The following is a 24757-nucleotide window of genomic DNA, read 5'->3' as shown; positions in this document are numbered from 1 at the left end:
CTTAATGCGCGCTAAAATAAAGAATTACCTTAAACCACATACATTATACTTATATGAGTGTTCAATGTTGTTGGTTTTTAGGTAAGACAATGACAAATATGCTATAAATGACTTACCATTGAGAAACCACTGATTTCATTTAACAACAATTAACAGCGAAAAAAATTAGAAATTTTTTCTAATCAATAGATCAGAATTTTGCTGTTCACTCCTTAATTAATCCTAGCATACTGATCTCGTCCCTTTTGTATTTTACATTTTCATTTTTGTTGCCTGAATAAGCTTAACCCCTATAAGTGTTTTTAGGTAAAATACTGAGAGAATAGAAATTGTATAATTTCAATATTGTCCCACCAAGTAGGTCTATTGCTAATACTTCCTCAAAACTATAATTTCGATAGTAGCCAAGCTATTTGATAATGTAATTAGGAATTACCTAAACTGTCAATGACATCGCCTAAACAGTCGTATAGTAGGATTATTTTGCTATTCATCATGCTATTGATGATTGGTGGTGGCGAGCTATATGCTCAGTGTACCAACTCTTGCCCTGTTATAACTAATGTTAACATCAATAGCTGCGAAGGGGTAATTTCCATCAGTGTTACAGGAGATGGCCCTTTTACTTACGACTGGAGAGATAGCGGAGGAACACAAGTATCTACTTCTTTTGTGGCTGGCGGCCTAACGCCAGATAACTACACAGTAGTTGTAACAGATGCCGATGGTGATACGGAAACGGCAACCTATACTGTTACCAATCCACCAAACCTTAATGGATCCGTAGTAGTGAACGATGTTACCTGCCGGGGCGATGCTGATGCTCAGGTGGTGGTTACTATGAACAACGGAAACCCAGATTACTCATGGGAGCTCTTTAATGGAGTGGGGGCATCTATAGGCACTGGTTCTGCGCCTCCTTTTTCAACCACAATTACACTTAATGGACTTGGTGTAGATAATTACACCTTAACAGTTACCGATGACAACGGATGTACTGGAAATATTACCTTTTCAGTTACTGAACCAGCAGATTTTTTAGGATTCTCTATAGGTTCTTCTAATGACGCCACCTGTTTTAACTCAACAGACGGTTCCATTTCTGCCACGGGTACTGGTGGTTGGGGAAACTATGTCTACCAGTGGGAAAGGGTTTCTGATGGCGCTGTTGTAGGAACAAGCGCAACAGTTACAGGTTTGGCTCCAGGAGATTATCGTTTAGTCATCACCGACAGAAACGGAACCGGTTGTACAATTACTACTCCTATTCAAACCATTGGTTCACCTCCTGAAATTGTACCTACCGCTGTGGTTAATGATGCTCAATGTAATGGCGCTTCAGATGGTGCAATTAACCTCTCTGTTACAGGAGGTGTTGGCCCTTTTAGCTATAGTTGGTCTAATGGTGCAACAACTCAAGATATTTCGGGGTTAACAGCAGGAAGTTACACCGTCACAATTACGGATAATGCAGGCTGTTCTGATGTAAGTACTTATGTAGTTGGAGAGCCTGCGGTTCTAACCATCAATCCTAATGTAACTAATGTGGCGTGTTTTGGTGACGCCACTGGTGTGATAGAGAGTAACGTCAGTGGAGGTACAGCTCCTTATAATTATGTCTGGTCTAATGGAGCTACCTCCGCTGACATCTCTTCACTATCTGCAGGAACTTACGACCTCACCGTAACAGATCAAAATGGGTGTTCAACAACCTTAAATAATATTACTGTTACTGAGCCAACATCGGCCTTATCTAAGCAAAGTGATGCTCTGACAGACCCTTCTTGTGCTGGCTATAATGATGGTTCCGTCACTATTACTATGCAAGGAGGTACTGCTCCTTATTCTTACTCTTGGTCTAATGGAGATAATACAGCAACAGCATCTAATCTTACAGCTGGTTTACATACCGTAACAGTTACTGATAATGCTGGATGTACATTTTCGGAGACTTTCACCCTGACAGATCCGCCATCAATTACAGTGAGTTCTAGTTTAACAGAACCTACTTGTAACGGAGCTGCCGATGGTGAAATTACGGTTTCAGCTTCTAACGGAATCGCCCCATACATTTATAATTGGAGTACTGGAGATACTGGCCCTACCATTAGCGGGCTTGTTGCTGGAACATATACAGTTACCGTAACCGATCAGAATGGTGCAGGGTGTACAGTGGTAGAAACCATTAACCTTGGCCAGCCAGCTGTTTTAAATGACAATGCTACAGTAAATGATATTTCATGTAATGGAGCCAATGATGGAAGCATATTTCTTGCTGTAACAGGTGGAACAGGGCCATATAGTTATTCATGGAGTAACGGGGCTACCACTAACAATATCTCTGGTTTAAGTGCAGGGCCTTACTCTGTTACTATAGAAGATGACAATGGCTGTACAATTGTTCGCAACTATAATATTGTAGACCCTCCGGCCATTGGAGTATCTCATACCCAAGTAGATATTCTTTGTAAAGGAGCGTTCACTGGCGAAATAGATATTACCCCATCTGGAGGAACCGCTCCATATACATACTCATGGTCTAATGGAAGTACTGCTCAAGACTTAGTGAATGTGGCCGCTGGTAGTTACACCGTAAGGGTAACTGATGATGAAGGTTGCTTTGTGGATTTAACAGTTACACTTACTGAGCCAGCTACTGTTATGAACTTGTCTGGTACAGAAACCGATGGAACATGTGCTGGATCGAATAATGGGTCTATAGACCTAAGTGTTACTGGAGGAACAGGACCATATACCTATTTGTGGAATACAGGAGCTACTTCCGAAGATATTTCAGGACTTGCACCAGGTAACTACTCTGTTACTGTAGAAGATGCAGGAGGTTGTGTTAAGTCCATTGGGTTTACCATTTCCGAGCCATCTCCAATAACTGTCTCCAAAACACTTAGCAATGTTACTTGTAACGGAAATGCTGATGGAACCATAAGCCTTTCAGTAGGTGGAGGAACAGGTTCTTATACCTACAGTTGGGCAGATGATGGAAGCATTACCACTAAAGATAGAACAGGATTAGGGCCAGGCAACTATACTATTACGGTAGAAGATGCCAGTGGCTGTCTCTATGTTGAGTCTTTCAACATTACGGAGCCAGCAATTTTGTCCTCAACGGCAACACAACTCAATGTTAGTTGTTTTGGTGAAAGTACGGGGTCAATAGATCTTGCGATAAGCGGAGGATCGACCCCGTATACTTTTTTATGGTCTAATGGCGCACTAACCGAAGACCTTACCAATATTCCTGCAGGTAATTATTCAGTAACCATAACAGATGCTAAGGGGTGTACTGACTCTAAGTCGTTCACCATTACAGAGCCAGCCAGTGCTCTTTCAGTTACTAATTCAGTAAGCCAAATTACTTGTAATGGTGCTGCAGATGGAGCTATTAACCTAACTGTTTCTGGAGGTTCAGCTCCTTATTCATATAACTGGTCTCATGGCAGTACAGCCGAAGATCTAAGTAATCTTTCTGCCGGAAATTATACAGTAGTAGTAACTGATGATAAAGGGTGTACTTATACCGAAAGCTTCCTTATAACAGACCCTCCAGTGCTCACACTGACTAAGGTTCTTACAGATGTAGACTGTAATGGAGCTGCGAATGGCACAATTGATATTACTGTAGGTGGAGGCGAAGGTCCTTACACTTTTGCTTGGAGCAATGGTGCAACTACGGAAGACCTTACCAATCTAGGTCCAGGAAGCTATTCAGTAACTGTAACAGATGTAAGAGGTTGCACTATTAGCGATAGTTATACCATCAGTCAGCCAACAGCTTTAGGATTTAGCTATACTTCTGATGATGTTTCTTGTTTTGGTTTTGCAGATGGCGCTATCGATATCACTGTTACTGGAGGAACAGCGCCATACAACTACAGCTGGTCTAATGGTGAGATAACAGAAGATATTAATGCGCTTTCAGTCGGTGACTATACTGTAACAGTTACAGATTTTAACGGATGTACCTTTCAGCAGACTATTGCCATAACTCAACCTGCTGCCCCCCTTTCCGACACTGGAATTGCCACAGACATCAGTTGTTTTGGTGGAAGCGATGGAAGAATTGAATTGAACCCTGCAGGAGGAACAGCCCCATATACTTATTCATGGAGTAATGGAGCTACTACTAAAGACATTTCGGGCTTGGTAGATGGTAACTATCAGGTCACCATTACAGACGACAATAACTGTAGCATAACTAAGAGCTTTACCATTAGCATGCCTCCTGCCATGTTGGCCTCTGGCACACAAACCAACATTCTTTGCAACGGAGATGCTACTGGTGCCATTGACTTAACTGTTTCTGGAGGAACTACTCCTTATACCTATACATGGAGTAATGGAGCCACTACTCAAGACTTGAGCAATATAACAGCAGGTAATTATCAGGTAACCATTTCAGATGCTTCTGGCTGTACACTGGTCAGAAACTTTACCATAACTGAGCCATTGGCACTTTTGGTGGGCGAAAATGTTCAGGATGTTTCTTGCTTTGGCGTGTCAGATGGTTTCATAGACCTCTCTGTTTCTGGAGGAATAGCGCCTTACAGTTATTCTTGGTCTAATGGTGCTACCACTCAAGACCTTTTCAATATTTCGGGAGGAAATTACTCTGTAGACATTACAGACGGCAATGGCTGCGTCACTACAAAGAACTACACCATTGCAGAGCCTGCTAGTGCCTTAGGAGTAACAGGTATTGTGACCGATGAAAATTGCTTTGGAGACAGCCAAGGTGCTATTTCTCTCACCGTTACTGGAGGTACTGCCCCATATTCATACAGTTGGAACCATGGCCCTACCATAAAAGATGTGGCAGGTTTGGGAAGAGGAGCTTACCAAGTAACAGTAACAGATAACAGCGGATGTTCAGTAACGACTAACTATACGATATCGGGCCCAGATGCCTTGCAGCTTTCCGCTGTACCTACTCAAATTGACTGTAATGGAGCGGCCAATGGAGAGTTAGATGTTACGGTGTTAGGAGGAACCGCCCCATATACTTATACATGGAGTAACGGAGCTTCAGTAGAAGATATCAATAACCTTGCTCCAGGTAATTATTCTCTCACTGTTACTGATGATAATGGCTGTACCATCTCTGGTAGTTGGACAATCACACAGCCGCTGGCTATTTCAATTGGTCAGACCACTACACACGTAAGCTGTTTTGGTGCTTCTGATGGTGCTATTGATATTACGGTTTCTGGCGGAATTTCTCCATATACCTACAATTGGTCCAATGGAGCCACTACTCAAGATTTAAATGGAATTTCTGGAGGGAATTATACCTTAACCGTTACAGATGCCAACGGTTGTGTTTCTTCGGGAACTTACACTGTGGTAGAGCCTTCAGCAGCTCTTACGGTCAATGGTAGTGTATCTGATGAAATATGCTTTGGAGATAATCAAGGTGCCGTTAGCCTTACTGTAGCTGGAGGTACTGCTCCTTATACCTATAGCTGGAATAATGGTGCCACCACTAAAGATATTGCTGGCTTAGGCACGGGCACTTATCAAGTTACGGTTACTGATGCTAATGGCTGCTTTGTTCAAACCAATTTCACCGTTGGTGGCCCTGCTGCTTTAACTGCTACTTCGTCACTAACCAATGTTTCATGTAACGGGGCCACGGATGGAGCTATTGATATTACTCCAACAGGGGGTACTGCTCCTTATCTATTTAGCTGGTCTAATGGAGCCACTACAGAAGACATTACTGGTTTAGCTCCTGGCAATTATTTGGTGACTATCACAGATGATAATGGTTGTGCCATTAACCGAAACTATACCATTACGCAACCTACAGCTATCGGTATTACTTCTTCCAAGGCCGATGTTACTTGCTTTGGCGCTGGTGATGGTTCAATTTCAGTAAGCGTAATTGGAGGGACACTACCTTATACTTACAGCTGGTCTAACGGGCAGACTACTAAAAATCTCTCTGGCCTCTCAGGAGGAAGCTACACGTTGACTGTAACAGATGGAAACGCTTGTACATCTACCTTAACTGTAGTTGTAGACGAACCTACAAACCCATTAGCTGCAACAGGTATTGTCACCGATGAAACCTGTTTTGGGGACAGCCAAGGCGCAATTGATCTAACGGTTTCCGGAGGTACTGCCCCATATTCATACAGTTGGAACCACGGGCCGAGTGGCCAAGATGTAACTGGTTTAGCTAGAGGGACATATCAGGTAACTGTAACAGATGCCAATGGTTGCTCAGTGGTAGAGAGCTTTGTAGTATCAGGTCCAGATGCCTTGCAGCTTTCAGCCATAGCTACCCAAGTCGATTGTAATGGAGCCGCAAATGGCGAACTGGACGTAACTGTTTTAGGTGGTACAGCACCATACTCTTACAGCTGGAGCAATGGATCTACCAGCGAAGATTTGACAAGGCTCTCCCCCAATAATTACAACCTTACAGTAACCGATGCTAACGGTTGTACAGTGTCAGGCAGTTGGACAATCACTCAACCGCTGGCCATTTCGGTAGGAGAAAATATAACCGATGTGGCATGTTTTGGAGAGGGTGATGGAGCTATCGATTTAACCGTTTCTGGAGGCGTTGGTGGCTATACTTACTTATGGTCAACTGGTGCTACAACTCAAGATATTTCCGGGCTTTCTGGTGGTAACTATTCTGTTACCATTACCGATGCTAACAGTTGTGTTTCCGTTTACAACTATACGGTAAATGAACCAACAGCAGCCCTTTCAGTAACAGGCTCTGTTTCTGATGAATTATGCTTTGGCGATTCGCAAGGAGCAATTACGTTGACAGTTGGTGGTGGTACAGGACCCTATACCTACCTATGGGATCATGGCTCTACTTCCAAAGATGTTAGCAATTTGGCCAGAGGTAATTATGAAGTTATCGTAACTGATGCCAATGGCTGTTCAGAAACTGCCAATTTTACCGTAGGTGGCCCAACAGCACTTCAGCTTTCAGCAGTAACAACTCAGGTTAATTGTAATGGAGCCGCAAATGGCGCCATTGATGTTACCGTTACTGGTGGTTCAGGACCTTATACTTATCTATGGAACAATGGAGCCACCACTGAAGATATTTCGGGTCTTAGTCCAGGTAACCGATCATTAACTGTAACCGATGCTAATGGTTGTACAGTGTCAGGCAGCTGGACAATCACTCAACCGCTGGCCATTTCGGTAGGAGAAAATATAACCGATGTGGCATGTTTTGGAGAGGGTAATGGAGCTATCGATTTAACCGTTTCTGGAGGCATTGGTGGCTATATCTACTTATGGTCAACTGGTGCTACAACTCAAGATATTTCCGGGCTTTCTGGTGGTAACTATTCTGTGACAATTACCGATGCTAACAGTTGTGCTTCCGTTTACAACTATACGGTAAATGAACCAACAGCAGCTCTTTCAGTATCAGGCTCTGTTTCTGATGAGTTATGCTTTGGCGATTCGCAAGGAGCAATTTCGTTGACAGTTGGTGGTGGTACAGGACCCTATACTTACCTATGGGATCATGGGCCTACTTCTAAAAATGTCAGCAATTTGGCCAGAGGTAATTATGAAGTTATCGTAACTGATGCCAATGGCTGTTCAGAAACTGCCAATTTTACCGTAGGTGGTCCAACAGCACTTCAGCTTTCAGCAGTAACAACTCAGATTAATTGCAATGGAGCCGCAAATGGAGCCATTGATATTACCGTTACTGGTGGCACAGGACCTTATACTTATCTATGGAACAATGGCGCCACCACAGAAGATATTTCGGGTCTTAGTCCAGGTAACCGATCATTAACTGTAACCGATGCTAATGGTTGTACAGTGTCAGGCAGTTGGACAATCACTCAACCTTTAGTAGTATCTGTAAGCAGAACGATTACAGATGTTACATGCTTTGGTGCTTCCGATGGCGCTATCGATTTAAGCGTTTCAGGAGGTATTACACCTTACAGCTATAGCTGGTCTAATGGTGCTACAACTCAAGATATTTCTGGGCTATCGGGAGGTACGTATTCTGTTACCATTACTGATGGTAATGGCTGCACTAGTCTGAAGACGTATGTTGTTTCAGAACCTTCGGCAGCATTGTCTATTTCTGGAACAGTCACAGATGAAAACTGCTACGGAGATAATCAAGGAGCTATTAGCTTGAACGTAACCGGAGGTACTGCTCCATATTCTTACAGTTGGAATCAAGGTTCCATAACAAAAGATATTTCGGCCTTAGGCCAAGGTGTCTACCAAGTAACAGTAACCGATGCCAATGGCTGCTTTGTACAGAGTGACTTTACGGTGTCTGGACCTGCTGTTCTTTCAGCAACAGGCTCAACCACCCAAGTTTCGTGTAACGGAGCAGCAGATGGTGCAATCGATATTGAGGTAGTCGGGGGTACTTCGCCATATACCTTCGCGTGGGGTCATGGCGAAACCTCCGAAGACCTCTCCGGCTTGAGCCCTGGCAATTACGCTGTGGTAATTACCGATGCCAATGGTTGCAGCATTTCCAGAAATTACTCCATTACTCAGCCTAATGCATTGGGAATTACTCATACCGTTACCGATGTAGATTGCTTCGGAGCAAACAATGGAGCTATTTCCGTAAATGTTGTAGGAGGCACCTTGCCATACACCTATTCATGGTCTAATGGAGCTACAAGTAGAAACATTTCATCTCTGGCAGGTGGTAGTTATGATATAACGGTTACCGATGGTAATGGCTGCTCACTTGTTCAAACCATAGTAGTTGAAGAGCCTACAGCAGCTTTATCTCTGAATGCAAATGTTACTGATGAATTATGTTTTGGAGACAATCAAGGTGCTATAGACTTGACCGTTACAGGAGGTTCTGCACCTTATACCTTCCAATGGAATAATGGTTCTTCTAGCGAAGATATTTTCGGTTTAGAAAGCGGTAGCTACTTGGTAACTGTGACCGATAAAAACGGCTGCTCTATTTCAGAAACGTATACTGTTAGTAGCCCTAACATGCTTTCCGTCAGTGGAGCAGTATCTCCCATTTCTTGTAACAGTGCCGATGATGGAACACTGGATATTACTGTTACGGGAGGCACTGGTCCTTATACCTACTCATGGAATCACGGAGAAACTACTGAAGATCTGACAAACCTAAGTCCTGGTACTTATGTGCTTACAGTTACTGATGCCAACGGTTGTATTGCTGCTGGTAATTGGACACTGACTGAACCGCTTCCTCTTACCATTAATCATGTGAAAGAAGACGTTACTTGCTTTGGTGCCGATGACGGATATATCAATCTCACTGTGTCTGGTGGCACACTTCCTTACACTTATGCTTGGAGTAATGGAGCGACAGGAAAAGACCTTACTGGTTTAGCAGGTGGTACTTATGAGGTAACTATTACTGATGCTAGAGGCTGTCAGCAGGTAAAGCAGATAGTTGTAAATGCTCCAACTGCAGCACTTTCTGCCACACCAACCATTGTAGACGCGTTGTGTAATGGCTTGCCAACAGGCGAAGTTCAGTTGGCCGTTGCTGGCGGAACTACACCATATAGTTACCAATGGTCTAACGGCTCTAATCAGCGAGATTTGAAGAATGTTTTCGCAGGAAATTACGCTGTAACTATTACCGATGCCAAAGGCTGTAGCATAGTAGAAAACTATACGGTTGGAGAACCAGATGAGCTAGACGTAACTTTTGACGTTACCAACACTTCTTGCCAAGGCGATTCTGATGGAGCTATTGCAGTTACTACTACTGGCGGAACAGCTCCTTACAACTACGTTTGGTCTAACGGAAGTACCAGCAAAGATTTATCGAACATTGCAGGAGGCACCTATAACCTTACAATTACTGATGCCAATGGCTGTTCCATAACTCGAAGTGTAGAGGTAGACGACTCTAAAAACCTAAGTGTAGAGGTTCAAAAAGCTGATGTACTCTGCAAGGGAGAATCAACAGGGCAGATTTACTTAAATATTGCTGGCGGAACAGGTGTCTATGACATTAGTTGGAGCAATGGAAGTACTTCAGCCGTACTTGAAAACTTACCTGCTGGGGTTTATTCTGCAACTGTTGCCGATGCCAATAACTGTAGCACTTCCGTTACTGTAGTAATATCGGAGCCTTCGGAAGAATTGTCGCTGACCCTTTCAGATTATAAAGACCTTTTGTGTTATGGAGATGACTCTGGTTTTATGAGGGCTAACCCACAGGGAGGTGTTGCGCCTTACACATACCTTTGGAGCAATGGTGCAAGAACAAGCCAGATTTCTAACCTGAAAGCAGGAACATATACCGTAACAGTTACTGATGCCAATGGCTGTATTGTCCAGTCTCAAGCTACCATTAACCAACCCGATAAGCCAATTACTATTTCCTCTCAAGGAAAGTTGAACCTGAGCTGTAAAGGAGATAATGATGGCCGCATAGTAGTAGATGTTGAAGGAGGTACAGGCCTTTATGAGTTTGTCTGGAGTACAGGTGCCAGAACATCTTCTATTGAGAATTTGAGCGTTGGCGATTATACCCTTCGGGTTACCGATGCCAATGGCTGTGTTCAAGAGCGGGTTTTCACCATTAATGAACCAGAAGAACTAACTATTGAAGATGCTTTGGTCAATGAAAGTCAGTGTTATGACGATAGAAATGGATCCATAGAGCTAGATATTAGCGGAGGGGTAGAGCCTTATTCATACCAGTGGTCTACAGGGGCGACCTCAAAAAATCTAATAGGTATTACGTCAGGAGACTATTCAGTACTTATTACCGATGCCAACGGTTGCCAGATTCAGGCCAACTACACTTTAGATGAGCCGGCATTGTTTAGAATGGAGCCAACAATGACAGATATCAGTTGTATTGGAGCCAATGATGCCTCTATTTCTCTCAATATTGAAGGAGGCATTGAGCCAGTGGCAATAAGGTGGAGTACAGGTGAATCTTCCGAAACCATTTCAGAACTAGGGCCAGGAGAATATAACGTGCTAGTAACTGACGATAAAGGTTGTACTATTCAGCAAACGTTCAATGTCATTGAACCACTAGACCTCACTTTAGATGCCTACATAGAAGATGCCACAAGGTGTAATGACCCTAGAAGTGGAAGAGTAAATGTTATTGTTTCTGGCGGTACTGAGCCATACACTTATCGCTGGTCTAATGGTGCTACTACTTCAGAGATTACCGATGTACTGCCAGGCACCTATGTAGTGCGAGTAAGAGATAAATATAACTGCGAAGTCCAGGGTACTTACACTGTTCTTCAGCCAGAACCACTTCAAATAGGGCTAAGTACTGAACCCTACATAGATTGCGAAAACCGTATTGCGGGCATGTTGGTAAAGGCCAATGTAAAAGGTGGTGTTGGCAACTACCGATACGAGTGGTCTAAAGGCAATAGTGTTAACAGTGAAGTGCTAATGACCGAGCCTGGAAGGCTAACCATTGAAGTATTTGACGATAGAGGCTGTTACCAGCAAAACTCTATAGATATAGATGTTCCAGAGCTAGGCGTTGCCGATTTTGAGTACAATGCAGAATCTATTGATCGCACTGGAGACTTAGCCTCTAATGACCCTGTCAGCTTCTTCGATTTATCCGAAGGCGAGGTTATTGATTGGCATTGGGATTTTGGAGATGGCTTCCACTCAGATGAGATTGATCCTATTCACACCTATGATGCACCAGGTACTTACATAGTTCGCTTAGTAGTAACCGATAGAACAGGATGCGAAACCGAGAAAGTATCTGTGTTAGAAATTACCGAAGGCTATAAAGTAATTGTGCCGAATGCCTTCACCCCAAATGGAGATGGAAATAATGACTTCTTCAGGCCTAGAATGCTCGGCTTGGTCAAGTCTAAGCTCATCATTTATAACACTTGGGGCGAAGTAATATTCAGTACCGATGATATTGAAACCAAAGGATGGGATGGCACCATCAAAGGCCGCAAGGCGGAAAATGGAAACTATGTATACAAAATAATTGGCCTCAGCTTCAACGGTTTGAAAGTTGAACGAGAAGGCATTTTCGCGCTAATCAACTGACAAGCCTATGAAAAGACTTTTACTCGCAGCAACCTTTATTATAGCATTATTAGATGCAGTAGAACTTAAGGCACAAGATCCTCAGTTTTCACAATTCTATGCTTCACCTTTATATCTGAACCCTGCACTCACAGGTTCTGCCGATAGAGGTAGAGTTGGGGTGAATTACAGAAATCAATGGCCATCTCTTTCTCATTCGTTTACTACAACTTCCGCCTATCTCGACTATTTTTCTAAGGCAGCCGAAAGTGGTGTGGGAATTATATTCAACGAGCATAGAGAAGGTTTTTTAGACTTTCGTTCTACAGAAATTGGAGGCTTGTATTCCTACAAATTAGAGGTTTCTTCTGGCTTGATTTTACGAACTGGCGTCCAGCTCTCCTACTTTCAAAAAGACTTGAACTTTGAAGATCTAGTCTTCGGAAATCAAATTGATATTGTAAATGGGCAGGTTTATGGCCCTAGTGGTGAGGTATTCGAAAAGGGGGCGAAGGTCGATTTTATGAGTGCCTCAGCTGGTGCGCTTTTGTATACCAACTTAGCTTGGATAGGCTTTTCTACACACCATATCAATGAGCCCAACCAGTCATTTATAGACCAAGAGAGTAGGCTTTCAAGAAAGTATTCTATACATGCAGGGTATAAGCTTATGTTTGCCAAGGGCAGAAGGCTAAGAACTGTGGCTTATCAGTTTCAGGAGCGTTCTGCCACTTTTGCGGTGAACTACAAAAAGCAAGGTGGCTTCAACCAGCTCGATGCCGGAGTACAACTATATTTTCAACCCTTGGTAATAGGTGGCTGGTACAGAGGTATTCCAATTCAGAGTGTTAATAAGGTTTTCAAGAATGAATCGATTATTGCGCTCGTAGGCCTAGAGTTAAACGCAAACCTTTCATTTGCATACAGTTATGACTTTACGGTTTCTCGCTTAGCAGGAGCTACTGGAGGAGCACATGAATTTTCTCTCACCCTCAACTTTGGCAAGGTGGTAAAGCGCACCAGACGCGATACCATTTTGCCTTGTTTTAAATACTAAAAGAATAGTTGTTCCTTTCAATCGTTGTCATTATTTGATAGATTAAAGGAAAAATTAAAACTATTCAATGATGCGCAAACCAGAGATAATCTTCGCTCTCTTTCTCGCCCTTTGCATTTTTGCTTGTTCAGGTAAAAAAGAACCGTACGTTTTGGCGGGTAAGGTGGTTAATACCGATGCAGATTCTTTGTTTATTCAACTACCAGTAGACGGTAAATTTTTCTATCGAGTAAACTCTGTAAAGGTGCCTATTGACAATGAAGGCAACTTTTCTGCAATCATAGACCAAGAGACTTCAGGTTTTACTTCCATCAGTTTCCCTAAAACCAGAGGAAGTATAAGAACATGGATTGAGCCAGGTTATTCAGACACCGTTTTCATTGATTTTGAAGATTTTTCAAAACTCGCATTCACTGGAGACCATGCCGATGCCAATTCATTGCTTAACAATTTCGAGCGAATTCCTTATTTCCATGCGTTTGGTGGTAAGGATGAAAAGTATCAGAAAGACTCTGTGGCTCAACGAGTCTATGATCAGGTGATGGATCTTAATGAAAAAGAACTGGTTGAAATAGATGGATTGAAGGTGAAAGATAAAATCACGGACTCTTTTGCAAAAGCCATGGCCATGGAATCTGACTTACACTGGAAGAGTGTTTTTGCATCTGCTACCTGGCGCCATTACTATTTCAAAGAACAGCTCAAAAGAAAGTCGCCATACAATGATGAATGGAAGGAATTATACCTAAAGATGTTTGATGAAACAGACCTTAATAACCCGGAATACTTGGTGAGCAATTATTACAGAACGTTTGCAGAAGACTATATGAATCTTTACCCAAGGGTGGCGGGCATAGAAGACCAACCAGATACTACCTTGAGTCAAGACGAGCGCATCAGAGCATATCATCAAGACAGAATAGATAACATTAGAGAGAAGCTTTCTGGCGAAAACGAAGAATTGATGTGGTCTTTTTACTTGTATAACGCGGCTATTCAGAAGCAATACGAGAAAGTGATCTTAGATTCTTATGAAGAATTAAAATACAACTATCCCGAAACGTTATACGACCCTGTGCTCAAAGAGCACATAGACCCTATTAGAGCTTATCATACCAAGCTTGAGCAGCCAATGTCTGATAAGATTATAATGATAGAAAATGCCGATGAGTACACCACTTGGGAAGAAATGGTGGAGCCATACAAGGGCGAAGTGCTTTATGTAGACTTATGGGCCACTTGGTGTGGGCCTTGTAAAGATGAATTTGAGCATAAAGAGGGGCTCTATGAGTTTTTAGATGGCAAGCCAATCAAGATACTTTATGTATCGTCCGACAGAGATGAGGCCGAGGGCAAATGGAAAGAGATGGTTAATTTCTATGGTCTGGAAGGCGTTAACATGCGTATTTCTCAAGAACTCTTCTGGAAGATTTGGAAAGATATGCTCGGCAGTAATACAGCAGCTATTCCTCGTTACATCATTGTAGACAAAGAGGGGAATATGATTGTAAAAGAAGCCGCGCGCCCAAGCGAAGGCCAAAAGTTGTATGATCAGTTGGCGAGCTATCTAGAGTAGCAACTTTCTTTTTAACTTCCTCCCGTGAAAATTCTGATTATTCAAACTGGAGGAACCATAGATAAGGATTATCCTAAGACTAATAATGGCTATGCCTTCGAGATAAACGAGCCGGCATCAAAACGCATTTTGGAAAATGCTTTTCCCGGTTTCGAATATGAAATCGTGAGTCTTTTCAGAAAAGATTCTCAGGAAATTACCCGAGAAGATAGAGACAAGCTAAAGAGCTATCTTCTGAACCATTCTGCAGATAAAATACTCATTACACATGGTTCTGATACCCTCATTGAAACGGCCCAATTCGTAGGTAATATTTCAGGCAAGGCCATTGTACTTACAGGAGCTTTTATACCCGAAAGATTTACCAATTCAGATGCTGCTTTTAATATTGGAGTGGCTATTGGAGCACTCAACCTAATGCATGAAGGCACGTTTATTGCCATGAATGGAATGGTTTTTCTGGCAAACCGAGTAGAGAAGAACGCAAATACTGGTATGTTTGAAAAGCAATAACACTCAATGTCAAACACAAGAGGCAACGGTTCAAATTTCGCCTGTTTTAGCAGATTGAGTTGATTTAAGTAGAAAGACACATAAGCATTTTAAGAATAATTGATATATGAAAAAGTTGATTTTCGCGCTGCTATTTTTGGCAGCATTCGCACTAAACGCACAAGATACTCCTCCGCCAAAAAACTGGTTCAACTTAGACCCTGTTAAAGATTCAGTGAATGGGGTGAGTACAGAAAAGGCCTATGAATACCTGAAAGGGAAAGAAAGTAAAAAAGTACTGGTAGCTGTTATAGACTCTGGAATAGACATTGAACATGAAGACCTCAAAGATGTGGTCTGGACTAATGAAGATGAAATTCCTGGTAACGGTATAGACGATGATAACAACGGTTACATAGATGATGTGCATGGCTGGAACTTCCTTGGAGGAAAAGACGGTAGAAATGTAGATAAGGAAACTCTCGAAATCACTCGTGAATACAAAAGGTTGAAGCCTAAATATGAAGGTGTGTCAGAATCTGATGTAAAAAAGGCCGACAAAGAAGAATATGAGTATTGGAAGGAGATTCAAACTTCTTTTGAGAAGACTTATAATGAAGCTAAAGGTCAGGCTATGATGATGGAGAACATCCAATCTCAGCTTATCAGATACAACAAGCTTTTTGAGGCTTACCTTTTAGATGAAGAGATTACTTCAGAAGATATCAATAAAGTGAGCTCTACCGATGAGGTAATTATGAGAGGTAAGCAAATGCTTACTCAAATCTATAACATGACAGACAACTCTCTGTCTTTAGATACGCTCATCTACTTTGTGCAACAAGACATGGAGAACATCAAGAAAGATGCTGAATTCAGTTACAACCTAGAGTTCAATCCTAGAGAAATAGTTGGTGACGATCCGAATAGAATGGACGATATCGGTTATGGAAATAACGATGTAATTGGTAAAAACACAGATAACTTCCATGGTACTCACGTGGCGGGAATCATTGCTGCCACAAGAGGGAATAACTTGGGTATTGATGGTGTAGCCAACAATGTAGAAATTATGGCCATCCGCGCTGTGCCCGATGGTGACGAAAGAGATAAAGATGTGGCCAATGCCATTCGCTACGCAGTAGATAATGGAGCTCAAGTTATAAACATGAGCTTTGGAAAAGGATATTCACCAAATACACAGTATGTGTATGATGCTATTGAGTATGCAGCCAAAAAAGGGGTGCTATTGGTACATGCCGCAGGTAATTCAGCAGAGAATATAGATGAAGCCAATAACTTCCCTAACGATAAATTCGGTAGAAAGAAAGATTGGCCTAACTGGGTAGAAGTGGGTGCTTCTTCTTGGGGTTCTGAGAATAATTATGTTGGCGTTTTCTCTAACTATGGCAAGAAGTCTGTAGACGTTTTTGCTCCAGGTGTAGCTATCTATTCATTAGCTCCTGGCAATGAGTATCAAGACGCACAAGGAACAAGTATGGCATCTCCAGTAACTGCTGGTGTTGCAGCATTGCTACTTTCTTACTTCCCAGACCTTGAGGCAGAACAGATTAAGGATATACTAATGAAGTCTGTAAGAGGTGTTGAAGTAAAGGTAAACGAGCCAGGTACTGGCGAAGAAGTGAAGTTCTCTAACCTTTCTGTTTCTGGAGGAATCATCAATGCGTATGAAGCCGTGAAAATGGCGGAATCAATGAGCCTTAAAGGGAAGAAATAACTCTGAGTAGAGTAACCAGAAATCTGTTGATCAATAAATCAGGAAAATCACCTCTTATATACTGATTTTCTAATTACTGATCTTATTTAAAGAGTATACTTATTAGAAATAGCCCATGGTATAAACCGTGGGCTATTTTTGTATATGCTACAATCGCAGTCCTTATCTCAATCAGAGTCTCTCCTAGAGGACTCTGATTTCGCTTTAGTCAGTGTTTTTACCGACTGCCATAATCGGTGTCCTCACCGATTACTAGAATAGAGATCGAATTGTCAAGGTGTAGACGCCTTGATTGGCTAAGATTCTTTTCCAGAAGTCTCACCTCTAAGTTATTCTGAACGAAGTGAAGAATCTTATCCATTCAGAAAGACATGTATAGCTCGATAAGATGCTTCCACCGATACTTCGGAGCCTCAGCATGACTGTGACCGATGTTTTGGTGGTTGCTAAACCGAGTGCCTTTCACTCGCTAGACTACAAAAAAATGTTGGGATCGATGCCTCAGCGTGTAAGTCATTCTGAACGAAGGGAAGAATCTTATCCATTCAGAAAAACATGTATAGCTCGATAGGATGCTTCCCCCGATACTCTTTCGGTTCTTAGGTGAGATGCAAATCAACCTCACTACAGGTTTGCTGTGAAAATATTTAGCCCACGATTTAAATCGTGGGCTAAATATGCTAGGCTACCTGATTTTCTGCTAGCTGTTCTACTGACCTAGAACTCAAGAATAATTCCTCCATTCATAATGAATCCGTCCATTGGAGCCCAAACTTCTAGCGCTTCAGGGTTCATGGCATTAGAAAGGTTAATGTTCTCAAATCTCGACTGTCTGGTATCAGAGAAATTCTCAAAATTGAGGTAGAGGCTAATGTTCTTAAACTTCCTCAAAGCCATAAATCCTACAATCCAGTAATCATCTGTTTCGGTATAGTCGCTTCTAAATTGCTTCCCTGTATAGTAGCTTTCCAAGCCAATTCTCCATTTTCCATGTTCCTCGTAAACCAGCACAGCTCCAATATTGTGTTTGGCGGTTAACGGTTTTTGGAGCTCATTATTATACCCTAGTTCAGTATCGATAAGCGCATAATTCAGGAACAGCTTAAAGTCTTGGTAAGTCAGCTTCATGTTAGTCTCCAAACCTTTAGAGCTTAGATCACCATTAGCGTTTTGAAAAGCATATGCACCTCCAACTGTCGGGCCAGTCAATACCACAGGGTCGTTTAACTGAGTGTAGTAAAACAACTGATTGAGGCTAAATGTCCATTCATCGCCAATGGCTGTTTTATAGTTAATGTCAAAGTTACCACCGTAAGACTGTTCCGCATCTAAGTTATTCAGGTTGAAAGATTGTAGGCCCTAAAAGAAAGCCTTTCCGTTTCTTCCGTAAAGATGGTAGGCAGTTTATAGCCTAATCCGCCTCCCATTCTGAAAGTCAGTTTTGGATGCGCCTTATACATTACAGAAAGCCTTGGTAAGGTTTGCAAGCCATAGTCTTTACTTTGATCTAACCTAAGGCCAGTTTCCAAAGACCAGTCTTCAGAAAGCTGCGTGTTTTGCTGAATGAAGACACCGGCCGTAAACTGCTCATAGCTTCTGTCACTGTTGCTATCATGGCTCTCGTTAAATCGGTCAGAGTAAATGTTCATACCTACTAACCAGCTGCTTCTTGCTTGACCAAATGAGTAAGTGGCTTCACTGAAAGTAGCGACTTGTTCACCATCGAACCCATATTGAAATTGATGAATACCTCTATCGAAATGAAGCAAGCTATTCTTTAGAGTCAGCCGCCTGTTTTCGTCCCAAGTTTTGGTATAACTCAATTGATAAGACATTCTCCTCGATTCATTTTCTTGAAGATAGTTCTGAGCGTTTGGCTCTCTATCATCTACAGCATTGAGGTTTCCGCCCCATCTGTCTTCAAAAGTTCCATTAAGGGCTAGCCTAAATTCATCGGTTTCTGAAGGCTTAAAGAAAATTGTTGGGTTAAGGGTAATGCTCCTTGTTTCTGGCAAATCAGAAAAGTTATCATCATTGGCATCGTAGGCGGTTTGTCTATGCCCCGAACCAAAAAGGGTGTATGACCATCGGTTTTCAGCAGAGGCGTAGAACGCGTTTAAGGTGGTTCCTCCTGCCGAAGTTTGGTCTACCATTACTTTGGTTAAAGCCTCTTCTTCAGGTCGAATGCTTACGAGGTTAACGAGTCCGGCAATTGCTCCACCTCCATAAAGTGTAGAATTACTTCCCTTAATTACTTCCACCTGTCGCAGGTCTAACGGTGGAATCTGCATAATGCTCAAGCCACCAGAAAAACCACCATAAAGTGGAAAACCGTCTTTCATCAACTGAGTATACCTACCATCTAAACCCTGAATTCTGATGCTCTGATTGGCCGAACTTGGTGAAGTAACCTGCATCTGAATACCTGTGCTTTCGCGAAGCAACATGGCAATATTGGCCGATCTCATTACGGCTTTTTCTTGCAGTTCTTCAGCGCCTAAAAACTCAATTCTTGTAGGAATATCCTCAATGCTCCTACTCGTTCTGGTAGCGGTAACCACCATTTCTTCCACTTCCTCATGGTGATGCTCCATTTTAATTTCTATGGGCATTTTACCTTCATATGGAATTGAATACGTGTTTTTAATAGCTTCATAGCCTACAAAAGAGATTTTAACAGTAATGCTTTCCCCCTCAATATTGTTGATGGTAGCTAAGCCATTATTGTCGGCAATGGCGCCCATAGTAGCCGAAGCGTAGACAGTTGCACCAATCAATGGTTCACCAGTTTCTTCATCGGTTATTTTAAAAGTAATAGAGTTTTGAGCCTGTGCTAAACTGCCAAAAGACAGCAGAAACACGGCTATAAATAGTTTTATAGTGTTCATGTGAATTTTATTAAATGCTAAAAATGGCCTGACTGGGCCGAAATATTCGCTTGAAAAACGAACCGTGACAAATCTCTGACTGAGCTAATGAGTAGATATAGTTTCCTCACGCAGCCCTTTTATTCCCTTACAGTTCAGCTATACTTTAGGGCTAGGGTAATAAACCGCAGCTAAGGTAGAGATGTATGACAGTCAAAGATTTGCAAGAATTATGCTCGCGGGGGTTGCCAGATTTCTCGGCTGTGTTTGACTGGTTCTGAAAGAAGAACCGAAGAAAAATATGCTGAATTGGTAGAATGAGCCAAGTCTACATTAAACGCTTTTTGTGAGATGGTGAAGTTGCAACAGGCGCAGCAGAATGGGGAGCATTCTTCTACATCATCGGCATGAGCATCTTCAACTGGAGCCTGAGCGGTCAGCTCTTGATCATTGATTACATCTTCGCCATAACAGTCGGTGCAGGGCGCCAAACTTACCGCAAAGATGATCAAAGAAAGGCAAAGGCTCTTCTCATGATGCGTCAAAAGTAATCATTAGAGCAATGCAACAGGATAACAATTCTGATTAGAAAAGCGCTAATTAGAAATTTCAGCCCCACCGAAAATAACTAGACCTTTTACTACCAGTCGTTTTGGCGAATCTCCCAATGTGTCTGTGATTAATCTCTTGTCAGACATTCCGCCAAAAATATTGGTAACCCTCATATCTACTTGCCAACCTTTGGGCACCCTGATTTTCGACCCACCAAACATGTAGAAAATCTCAATTTCAGCTGAAGGTTGCTGAATATCGCTCATAGTAAGGTCAATATTAGAGCCTCCAAACACAGCAGTTAAAGACCCTCCTTTAAAGTTTTTAGTATTAACAACTTTGTCGCCTCCGCTAAAAACCGCTATATCTTCCACACGGTCTCCATCATCGGTAGATTGCTCAGAGTAAGGCTCTCCTGCCGCGGGTTTTTGTACCGTTCTTCTTATGAGATGAATTCCTGCAAAGACAAAAATCAATGGCCAGAGTTCCCAAATGGAAATATCTACGCGCATCCAGTCGTCAATTACAAAGATTAGCCCTATCACCAGCACAACTAATCCAGCCTTTCTATTCTGGTCTGAGAGAATTAGAAAACCTCCAATAAGGATGAGAATATTTTCCCACTGAAAAAGGTAGTGTCTCAGTCTCCATGGTATTAAATCAAAGTTGCCGAGTACAGCCAGAGTACCAACTACTATAAAGATGAGGCCAATAAGTTTATTCGTGCTTTCCTTGTTCATGAATTGCGAGATTAGCTAAAAGTAGAAAAAAGCAGGGTTTAGGCAATGGTGAATCTTGCAAAGGCTCCTTGTAATTATTTGAAATAGCTGAATTCTTATTTACTTTTGCCAACCTTTCCAAGCGCACGTGGTGGAATTGGTAGACACGCCATCTTGAGGGGGTGGTGCATTCAGTTGCGTGGAAGTTCGAATCTTCTCGTGCGCACAAAAACCCTGACGAACTCGTCAGGGTTTTTTTATGCCCTTTTTTATTGGTCGCGTAAGGAGTTAAAACTGTGCCCTTTGGTGCAATTGGCTTTAGCTTCTAAAAAGCTTCCTGAAATTTACGATGTACTAATTTTGATTGACATCAATCGCACATTTTCTAAGTCAGCCATTCAAATCGACTTTCAGTTGCTAAAAATATGGTGCTTTCAGCACGTAGTGGTTTTTTCATTACATAACCATCTCTATAATAATAACTTAGGTTATTTTTAATAAAAACTTTCTAGCCACGCAACCATTTCTCCGCTAGGCTAGGTACTACTAAATAAAGGACGGCAAAAGAATAACACCTCATGCCAGAGAAGTTGAACCTTAAGCAACTGATAGAAGGCTGCATAAAGCAGAAGAGAGCCTCGCAGAAAGATCTGTACAAGGCCCTATACAGTTATGCTTTGGGTATTTGCATGAGGTATACCGACTCTTAGGAAGAGGCTCAGGAGGTAATGAATGATGGTTTTATGAAAGTGTTTCAAAGAATTAAGAAATACGATAGGCAGAGGCCATTTAAACCATGGTTTACCAGAGTACTAATTAATACAGCTATAGATCACTTTAAGAAAAAAGAGAAATATGCTTTTGAAACACCTTTAGATGAGTCGGTTGAGCCAGGGTCTGAACAGACTATTGAAGGTAATATGGCCTATGAAGAAATTTTGGAGATGGTAAGAAAACTGCCTCCACAATACAGGGCTGTGTTTAATCTGAGAGCCATTGAGGGCTATCAGCACGATGAAGTTGCAGAGATTTTGGGTATTTCGGTGGGTACTTCCAAATCTAACTACGCAAGAGCAAAGGCAAAGCTGCAACATTATTTAGACGTCTATTTTGAAATTAGCTGATGCAAGAAGAGAGAGACGATATTGGTAAATTCTTTAAGAATCGCTTGAGTGAAAAGGAGTTTCCATTTGAAGAAGAGCAGTGGGATATTCTTGCGAATAAACTTGATGATGCCGGATTGGTTAAAATTCCATTTTGGTTGAGGTTTAGGAAACGAATAGGTTACATTCTTATACCTATACTCACCTTTTTAATAGGTTGGTATTGGCACAAGGTGGCTGAAAAAAGCCATGTACAAGACACCCTACCTGCCAGTAAAGCGCCAATAGAGCTGCCTGTCAATGAGGAAGGTGAGCCAGTGATAACTGAAACGGATGAATTAGGGCAGCAGGAATCGGTTGCGGATTTAGAAACCCAGTCGAAAGCAGTACAGGAAGCAAAACCTAATGCGTTATTGCTTGCAGAAAGAGTTAAACCAGAAGAGGAAACAGAACTATTCAATTCTTCCAGCTTGGTACAGAATAGTAAGTTGAATACAGGCAACGATGAGTTCACGCAAGAAGGAAAGACACTCACGGTTCCACCAATTGGCAATAAAATCCTTTCTTTTTATGAAGTAGCTCCACTGAGTTTACTAGAGTTGAACTTTCCTCCTGCTCAAGTGCAAGGTTGGATTGAACTTCCGAAAGGTGATTCGCTTATGGTGGAAGAAAAGACATTCAATCCGTTTTGGTCTACCACAGTTTTGGTTGCTCCAGACTTCAGCAGCACCAATGCTAAAGACCTCTTCAACAGTTTGGGTCAAACGGTTGGCCTCCAGTTCAATAGACACTCCAAAGAAAAGAGTGTATGGAGTTTTGGACTTTTATTGAATAACAAAATTTATACAGCTGGAAAGGGTGAATATTCACCATCCTTAGGCTATTCAAGGTCTGGTGTGGAGCCAGATTTGACAGATGCTAGGTGCTTGGTATTGGAGATACCAGTGTCTTTTGGCATGCGATTGTTCAAAACGAACAGGGGTTCTGTTTGGACAAACTTGGGGCTATCTTCTTTTCTGTTTTTAACAGAGAAGTATAGCTATTTCTATGATGAGTATGATCCGAGCCTGTCTACAGGTTGGGAGGGTAAAAATGAAAACAAGCACATAGCTGCAGCAGTAGGTATTTCATTTGTCTATGCGCATCAGTTGTCTGAACGTTCATCTCTCATTTTTGAACCGTATTTTAAAACTACTATTCAGCCCGTTGGTCATGGTAATGTCGACTTACTGTCTTCTGGTGTGAATGTAGGCTTCAACTATAAACTTTTCTCTAAAAACTAAAAGCGAGTAATAACAGGAACACTAACCTTCAGTAATTCAGCCTAGCTATTTATCGGTTTTTACGCTAAGTCTTAAACAGCACTTTGGTGCGTATATAAAAATCGAAAGGTAGAGGGGCCGACTGGGAGCGTGTTGTCCATAAAATTTAAGCATATGAAAAAAACGTATTCAATTATCGGTTTACTGACAGTGCTGCTAATAGGAATTAGCTGCGAATCTTCAGTATTAGAGCCAGCTGTTGATTGCAGTAGCAGCACGCTTATTCTAAACTTGGTTGCAAAATCAGATGCCCATTGTGGCCAAGCAGATGGGAGCCTAGAAGTACAAGGAAATGGTGGAGAGGGGCCTTTTCAGTATTCCTTAAATAACGGTTCTTTTCAGTCTGGTGGTTTGTTTACCAACCTAACTTCTGGCAACTACACCGTAAACGTTAAAGATGCCAACGAGTGTACATCTACGCTACAGGTGAGTATTCTTAATGAAGATGGTGTAAACATGAGCACCAATATTGCCGATAGTGGCTGCGGAACTGCTGAAGGCCAAATTGTAATAACGGCAACGGGAGGAGTAGAGCCCTATACTTACAGCATCAATGGCGGAGCCTTTGGGTCTGACAACACTTTTGCTCAGTTAGAAGCTGGTAGCTATACAGTAGTTACAAAAGATGCCTCCAACTGTGAAACTTCAGAAAATGTAACCGTGCTCAGCGGAATTAGCTTCAATAGTAGTGTGGCCCAAATTATATCTAGTAGCTGTGCTACCAGTGGCTGTCATGCTGGTTCTCAAAGCCCAAACTTATCTACCTTCTCCAATATTCAGCAGTTTGCTGATAGAATTAAGGCTAGAACTTCAGCCAAAACTATGCCGCCAGGTGGAGGGCTCTCAGATGCTGAAATAGAGGCTATTGCCTGTTGGGTAAATGATGGTGCCTTAGACAACTAACCCATTCAGTAGCTATGAAAAAGATACTAATAGTTGCTGGCCTTTTGGTGGCCGCGGGTATTGCCTATGGGCTATATGAGTTCAACAGAACAGGAAAAGACACTTCTAAAAAAGCTTCTGATTTTGTGTTGCAAGCCACAGCACTTTCGGCTGCATTTGAAATGGATGAAGTAAAGGCTAACGATGAGTATTTGGATAAGGTGATTGAAGTTGAAGGCGTCTTATTGAGCCAAGAAGTTGGAAACCCGACCATTTTAACCATTAAAGGAACTGATATGGTGAGCCTAAGAGCAGAATTAACCACCAATGAGCAGTTAGAAACCAAGGCAGGAGATTTGGTAAGATTAAAGGGTGTTTGTACTGGGCTCTTGTTGGATGTAGTACTAACTGAATGTGTGATACTAGACTAAATG

The 24757-nt window shown here is 42.0% G+C and carries 12 protein-coding genes, 1 tRNA gene and 1 pseudogene; 10 read left to right on the top strand and 4 right to left on the bottom strand.

The features are described 5' to 3' along the window. Positions 1 to 447 precede the first annotated feature (447 nt). The 5 genes from AWW68_RS19985 (at position 448) to AWW68_RS03810 (ending at position 16878) form a co-directional block, all read left to right on the top strand. The gene (locus AWW68_RS19985; RefSeq protein ID WP_089082260.1) at positions 448 to 12036 is read left to right on the top strand and encodes a PKD domain-containing protein; all 11589 of its coding nucleotides are present in this window, start codon (positions 448 to 450) and stop codon (positions 12034 to 12036) included. Positions 12037 to 12043: 7 nt separating this feature from the next. Then, on the top strand, positions 12044 to 13072 hold the full coding sequence (locus tag AWW68_RS03825) for a PorP/SprF family type IX secretion system membrane protein (RefSeq protein WP_068216758.1): 1029 nt from the start codon (positions 12044 to 12046) through the stop codon (positions 13070 to 13072). Positions 13073 to 13139: 67 nt separating this feature from the next. Further along, complete coding sequence (locus AWW68_RS03820) at positions 13140 to 14648, top strand: TlpA family protein disulfide reductase (protein WP_068216756.1); 1509 nt, start codon at positions 13140 to 13142, stop codon at positions 14646 to 14648. 24 nt (positions 14649 to 14672) lie between these two features. Then, positions 14673 to 15161 carry an asparaginase domain-containing protein gene (locus tag AWW68_RS03815; RefSeq protein WP_068216754.1) on the top strand — a complete coding sequence of 163 codons (489 nt, stop codon included), beginning with the start codon at positions 14673 to 14675 and terminating at the stop codon, positions 15159 to 15161. Positions 15162 to 15267: 106 nt separating this feature from the next. Then, a complete protein-coding gene (locus tag AWW68_RS03810) occupies positions 15268 to 16878 on the top strand; it encodes a S8 family peptidase (RefSeq protein ID WP_068216752.1) in 1611 nt (536 codons plus the stop codon). Between the two features lie 717 nt (positions 16879 to 17595). Here AWW68_RS03810 and AWW68_RS20350 read toward each other — a convergent pair. From AWW68_RS20350 to AWW68_RS03790, 4 genes are all read right to left on the bottom strand, one after another. Next, entirely contained in the window at positions 17596 to 18123 is a 528-nt protein-coding gene (locus tag AWW68_RS20350; protein ID WP_068216750.1) for a TonB-dependent receptor domain-containing protein, read from the bottom strand. 92 nt (positions 18124 to 18215) lie between these two features. After that, entirely contained in the window at positions 18216 to 19766 is a 1551-nt protein-coding gene (locus tag AWW68_RS03800; protein ID WP_068216748.1) for a TonB-dependent receptor, read from the bottom strand. Between the two features lie 209 nt (positions 19767 to 19975). After that, positions 19976 to 20290 carry a hypothetical protein gene (locus tag AWW68_RS03795; protein ID WP_157717518.1) on the bottom strand — a complete coding sequence of 105 codons (315 nt, stop codon included), beginning with the start codon at positions 20288 to 20290 and terminating at the stop codon, positions 19976 to 19978. Positions 20291 to 20341: 51 nt separating this feature from the next. Further along, the gene (locus AWW68_RS03790; protein WP_068216743.1) at positions 20342 to 21037 is read right to left on the bottom strand and encodes a LiaI-LiaF-like domain-containing protein; all 696 of its coding nucleotides are present in this window, start codon (positions 21035 to 21037) and stop codon (positions 20342 to 20344) included. 121 nt (positions 21038 to 21158) lie between these two features. On the opposite strand from AWW68_RS03790, the gene AWW68_RS03785 reads away from it, so the two are divergent. The 5 genes and pseudogenes from AWW68_RS03785 (at position 21159) to AWW68_RS03760 (ending at position 24754) form a co-directional block, all read left to right on the top strand. After that, positions 21159 to 21242 (top strand) — tRNA-Leu (locus tag AWW68_RS03785). 499 nt (positions 21243 to 21741) lie between these two features. After that, a pseudogene (locus AWW68_RS03775) lies at positions 21742 to 22140 on the top strand (RNA polymerase sigma factor); the annotation flags it as partial. After that, a complete protein-coding gene (locus AWW68_RS03770; protein WP_068216738.1) occupies positions 22140 to 23402 on the top strand; it encodes a hypothetical protein in 1263 nt (420 codons plus the stop codon). The pseudogene AWW68_RS03775 and the gene AWW68_RS03770, both read left to right, overlap by 1 nt. A gap of 153 nt (positions 23403 to 23555) precedes the next feature. Beyond that, on the top strand, positions 23556 to 24344 hold the full coding sequence (locus AWW68_RS03765) for a hypothetical protein (RefSeq protein WP_068216736.1): 789 nt from the start codon (positions 23556 to 23558) through the stop codon (positions 24342 to 24344). Positions 24345 to 24358: 14 nt separating this feature from the next. Beyond that, on the top strand, positions 24359 to 24754 hold the full coding sequence (locus AWW68_RS03760; RefSeq protein ID WP_068216734.1) for an OB-fold protein: 396 nt from the start codon (positions 24359 to 24361) through the stop codon (positions 24752 to 24754). The last annotated feature ends 3 nt before the right edge of the window (positions 24755 to 24757 follow it).

The sequence above is a fragment of the Roseivirga spongicola genome (assembly GCF_001592965.1).
Classification (GTDB): domain Bacteria; phylum Bacteroidota; class Bacteroidia; order Cytophagales; family Cyclobacteriaceae; genus Roseivirga; species Roseivirga spongicola.
Note: the sequence above shows the minus strand (reverse complement) of the source record. Positions and strands in the feature narration are given on the sequence as shown.

Excerpts from the sequence above, each read along its gene's own strand:
- AWW68_RS19985 (WP_089082260.1), top strand. The coding sequence starts at position 448 with ATGACATCGCCTAAACAGTCGTATAGTAGGATTATTTTGCTATTCATC.
- AWW68_RS03825 (WP_068216758.1), top strand. The coding sequence starts at position 12,044 with ATGAAAAGACTTTTACTCGCAGCAACCTTTATTATAGCATTATTAGAT.
- AWW68_RS03820 (WP_068216756.1), top strand. The coding sequence starts at position 13,140 with ATGATGCGCAAACCAGAGATAATCTTCGCTCTCTTTCTCGCCCTTTGC.
- AWW68_RS03810 (WP_068216752.1), top strand. The coding sequence starts at position 15,268 with ATGAAAAAGTTGATTTTCGCGCTGCTATTTTTGGCAGCATTCGCACTA.
- AWW68_RS03800 (WP_068216748.1), bottom strand. The coding sequence starts at position 19,766 with ATGAACACTATAAAACTATTTATAGCCGTGTTTCTGCTGTCTTTTGGC.
- AWW68_RS03790 (WP_068216743.1), bottom strand. The coding sequence starts at position 21,037 with ATGAACAAGGAAAGCACGAATAAACTTATTGGCCTCATCTTTATAGTA.
- AWW68_RS03770 (WP_068216738.1), top strand. The coding sequence starts at position 22,140 with ATGCAAGAAGAGAGAGACGATATTGGTAAATTCTTTAAGAATCGCTTG.
- AWW68_RS03765 (WP_068216736.1), top strand. The coding sequence starts at position 23,556 with ATGAAAAAAACGTATTCAATTATCGGTTTACTGACAGTGCTGCTAATA.
- AWW68_RS03760 (WP_068216734.1), top strand. The coding sequence starts at position 24,359 with ATGAAAAAGATACTAATAGTTGCTGGCCTTTTGGTGGCCGCGGGTATT.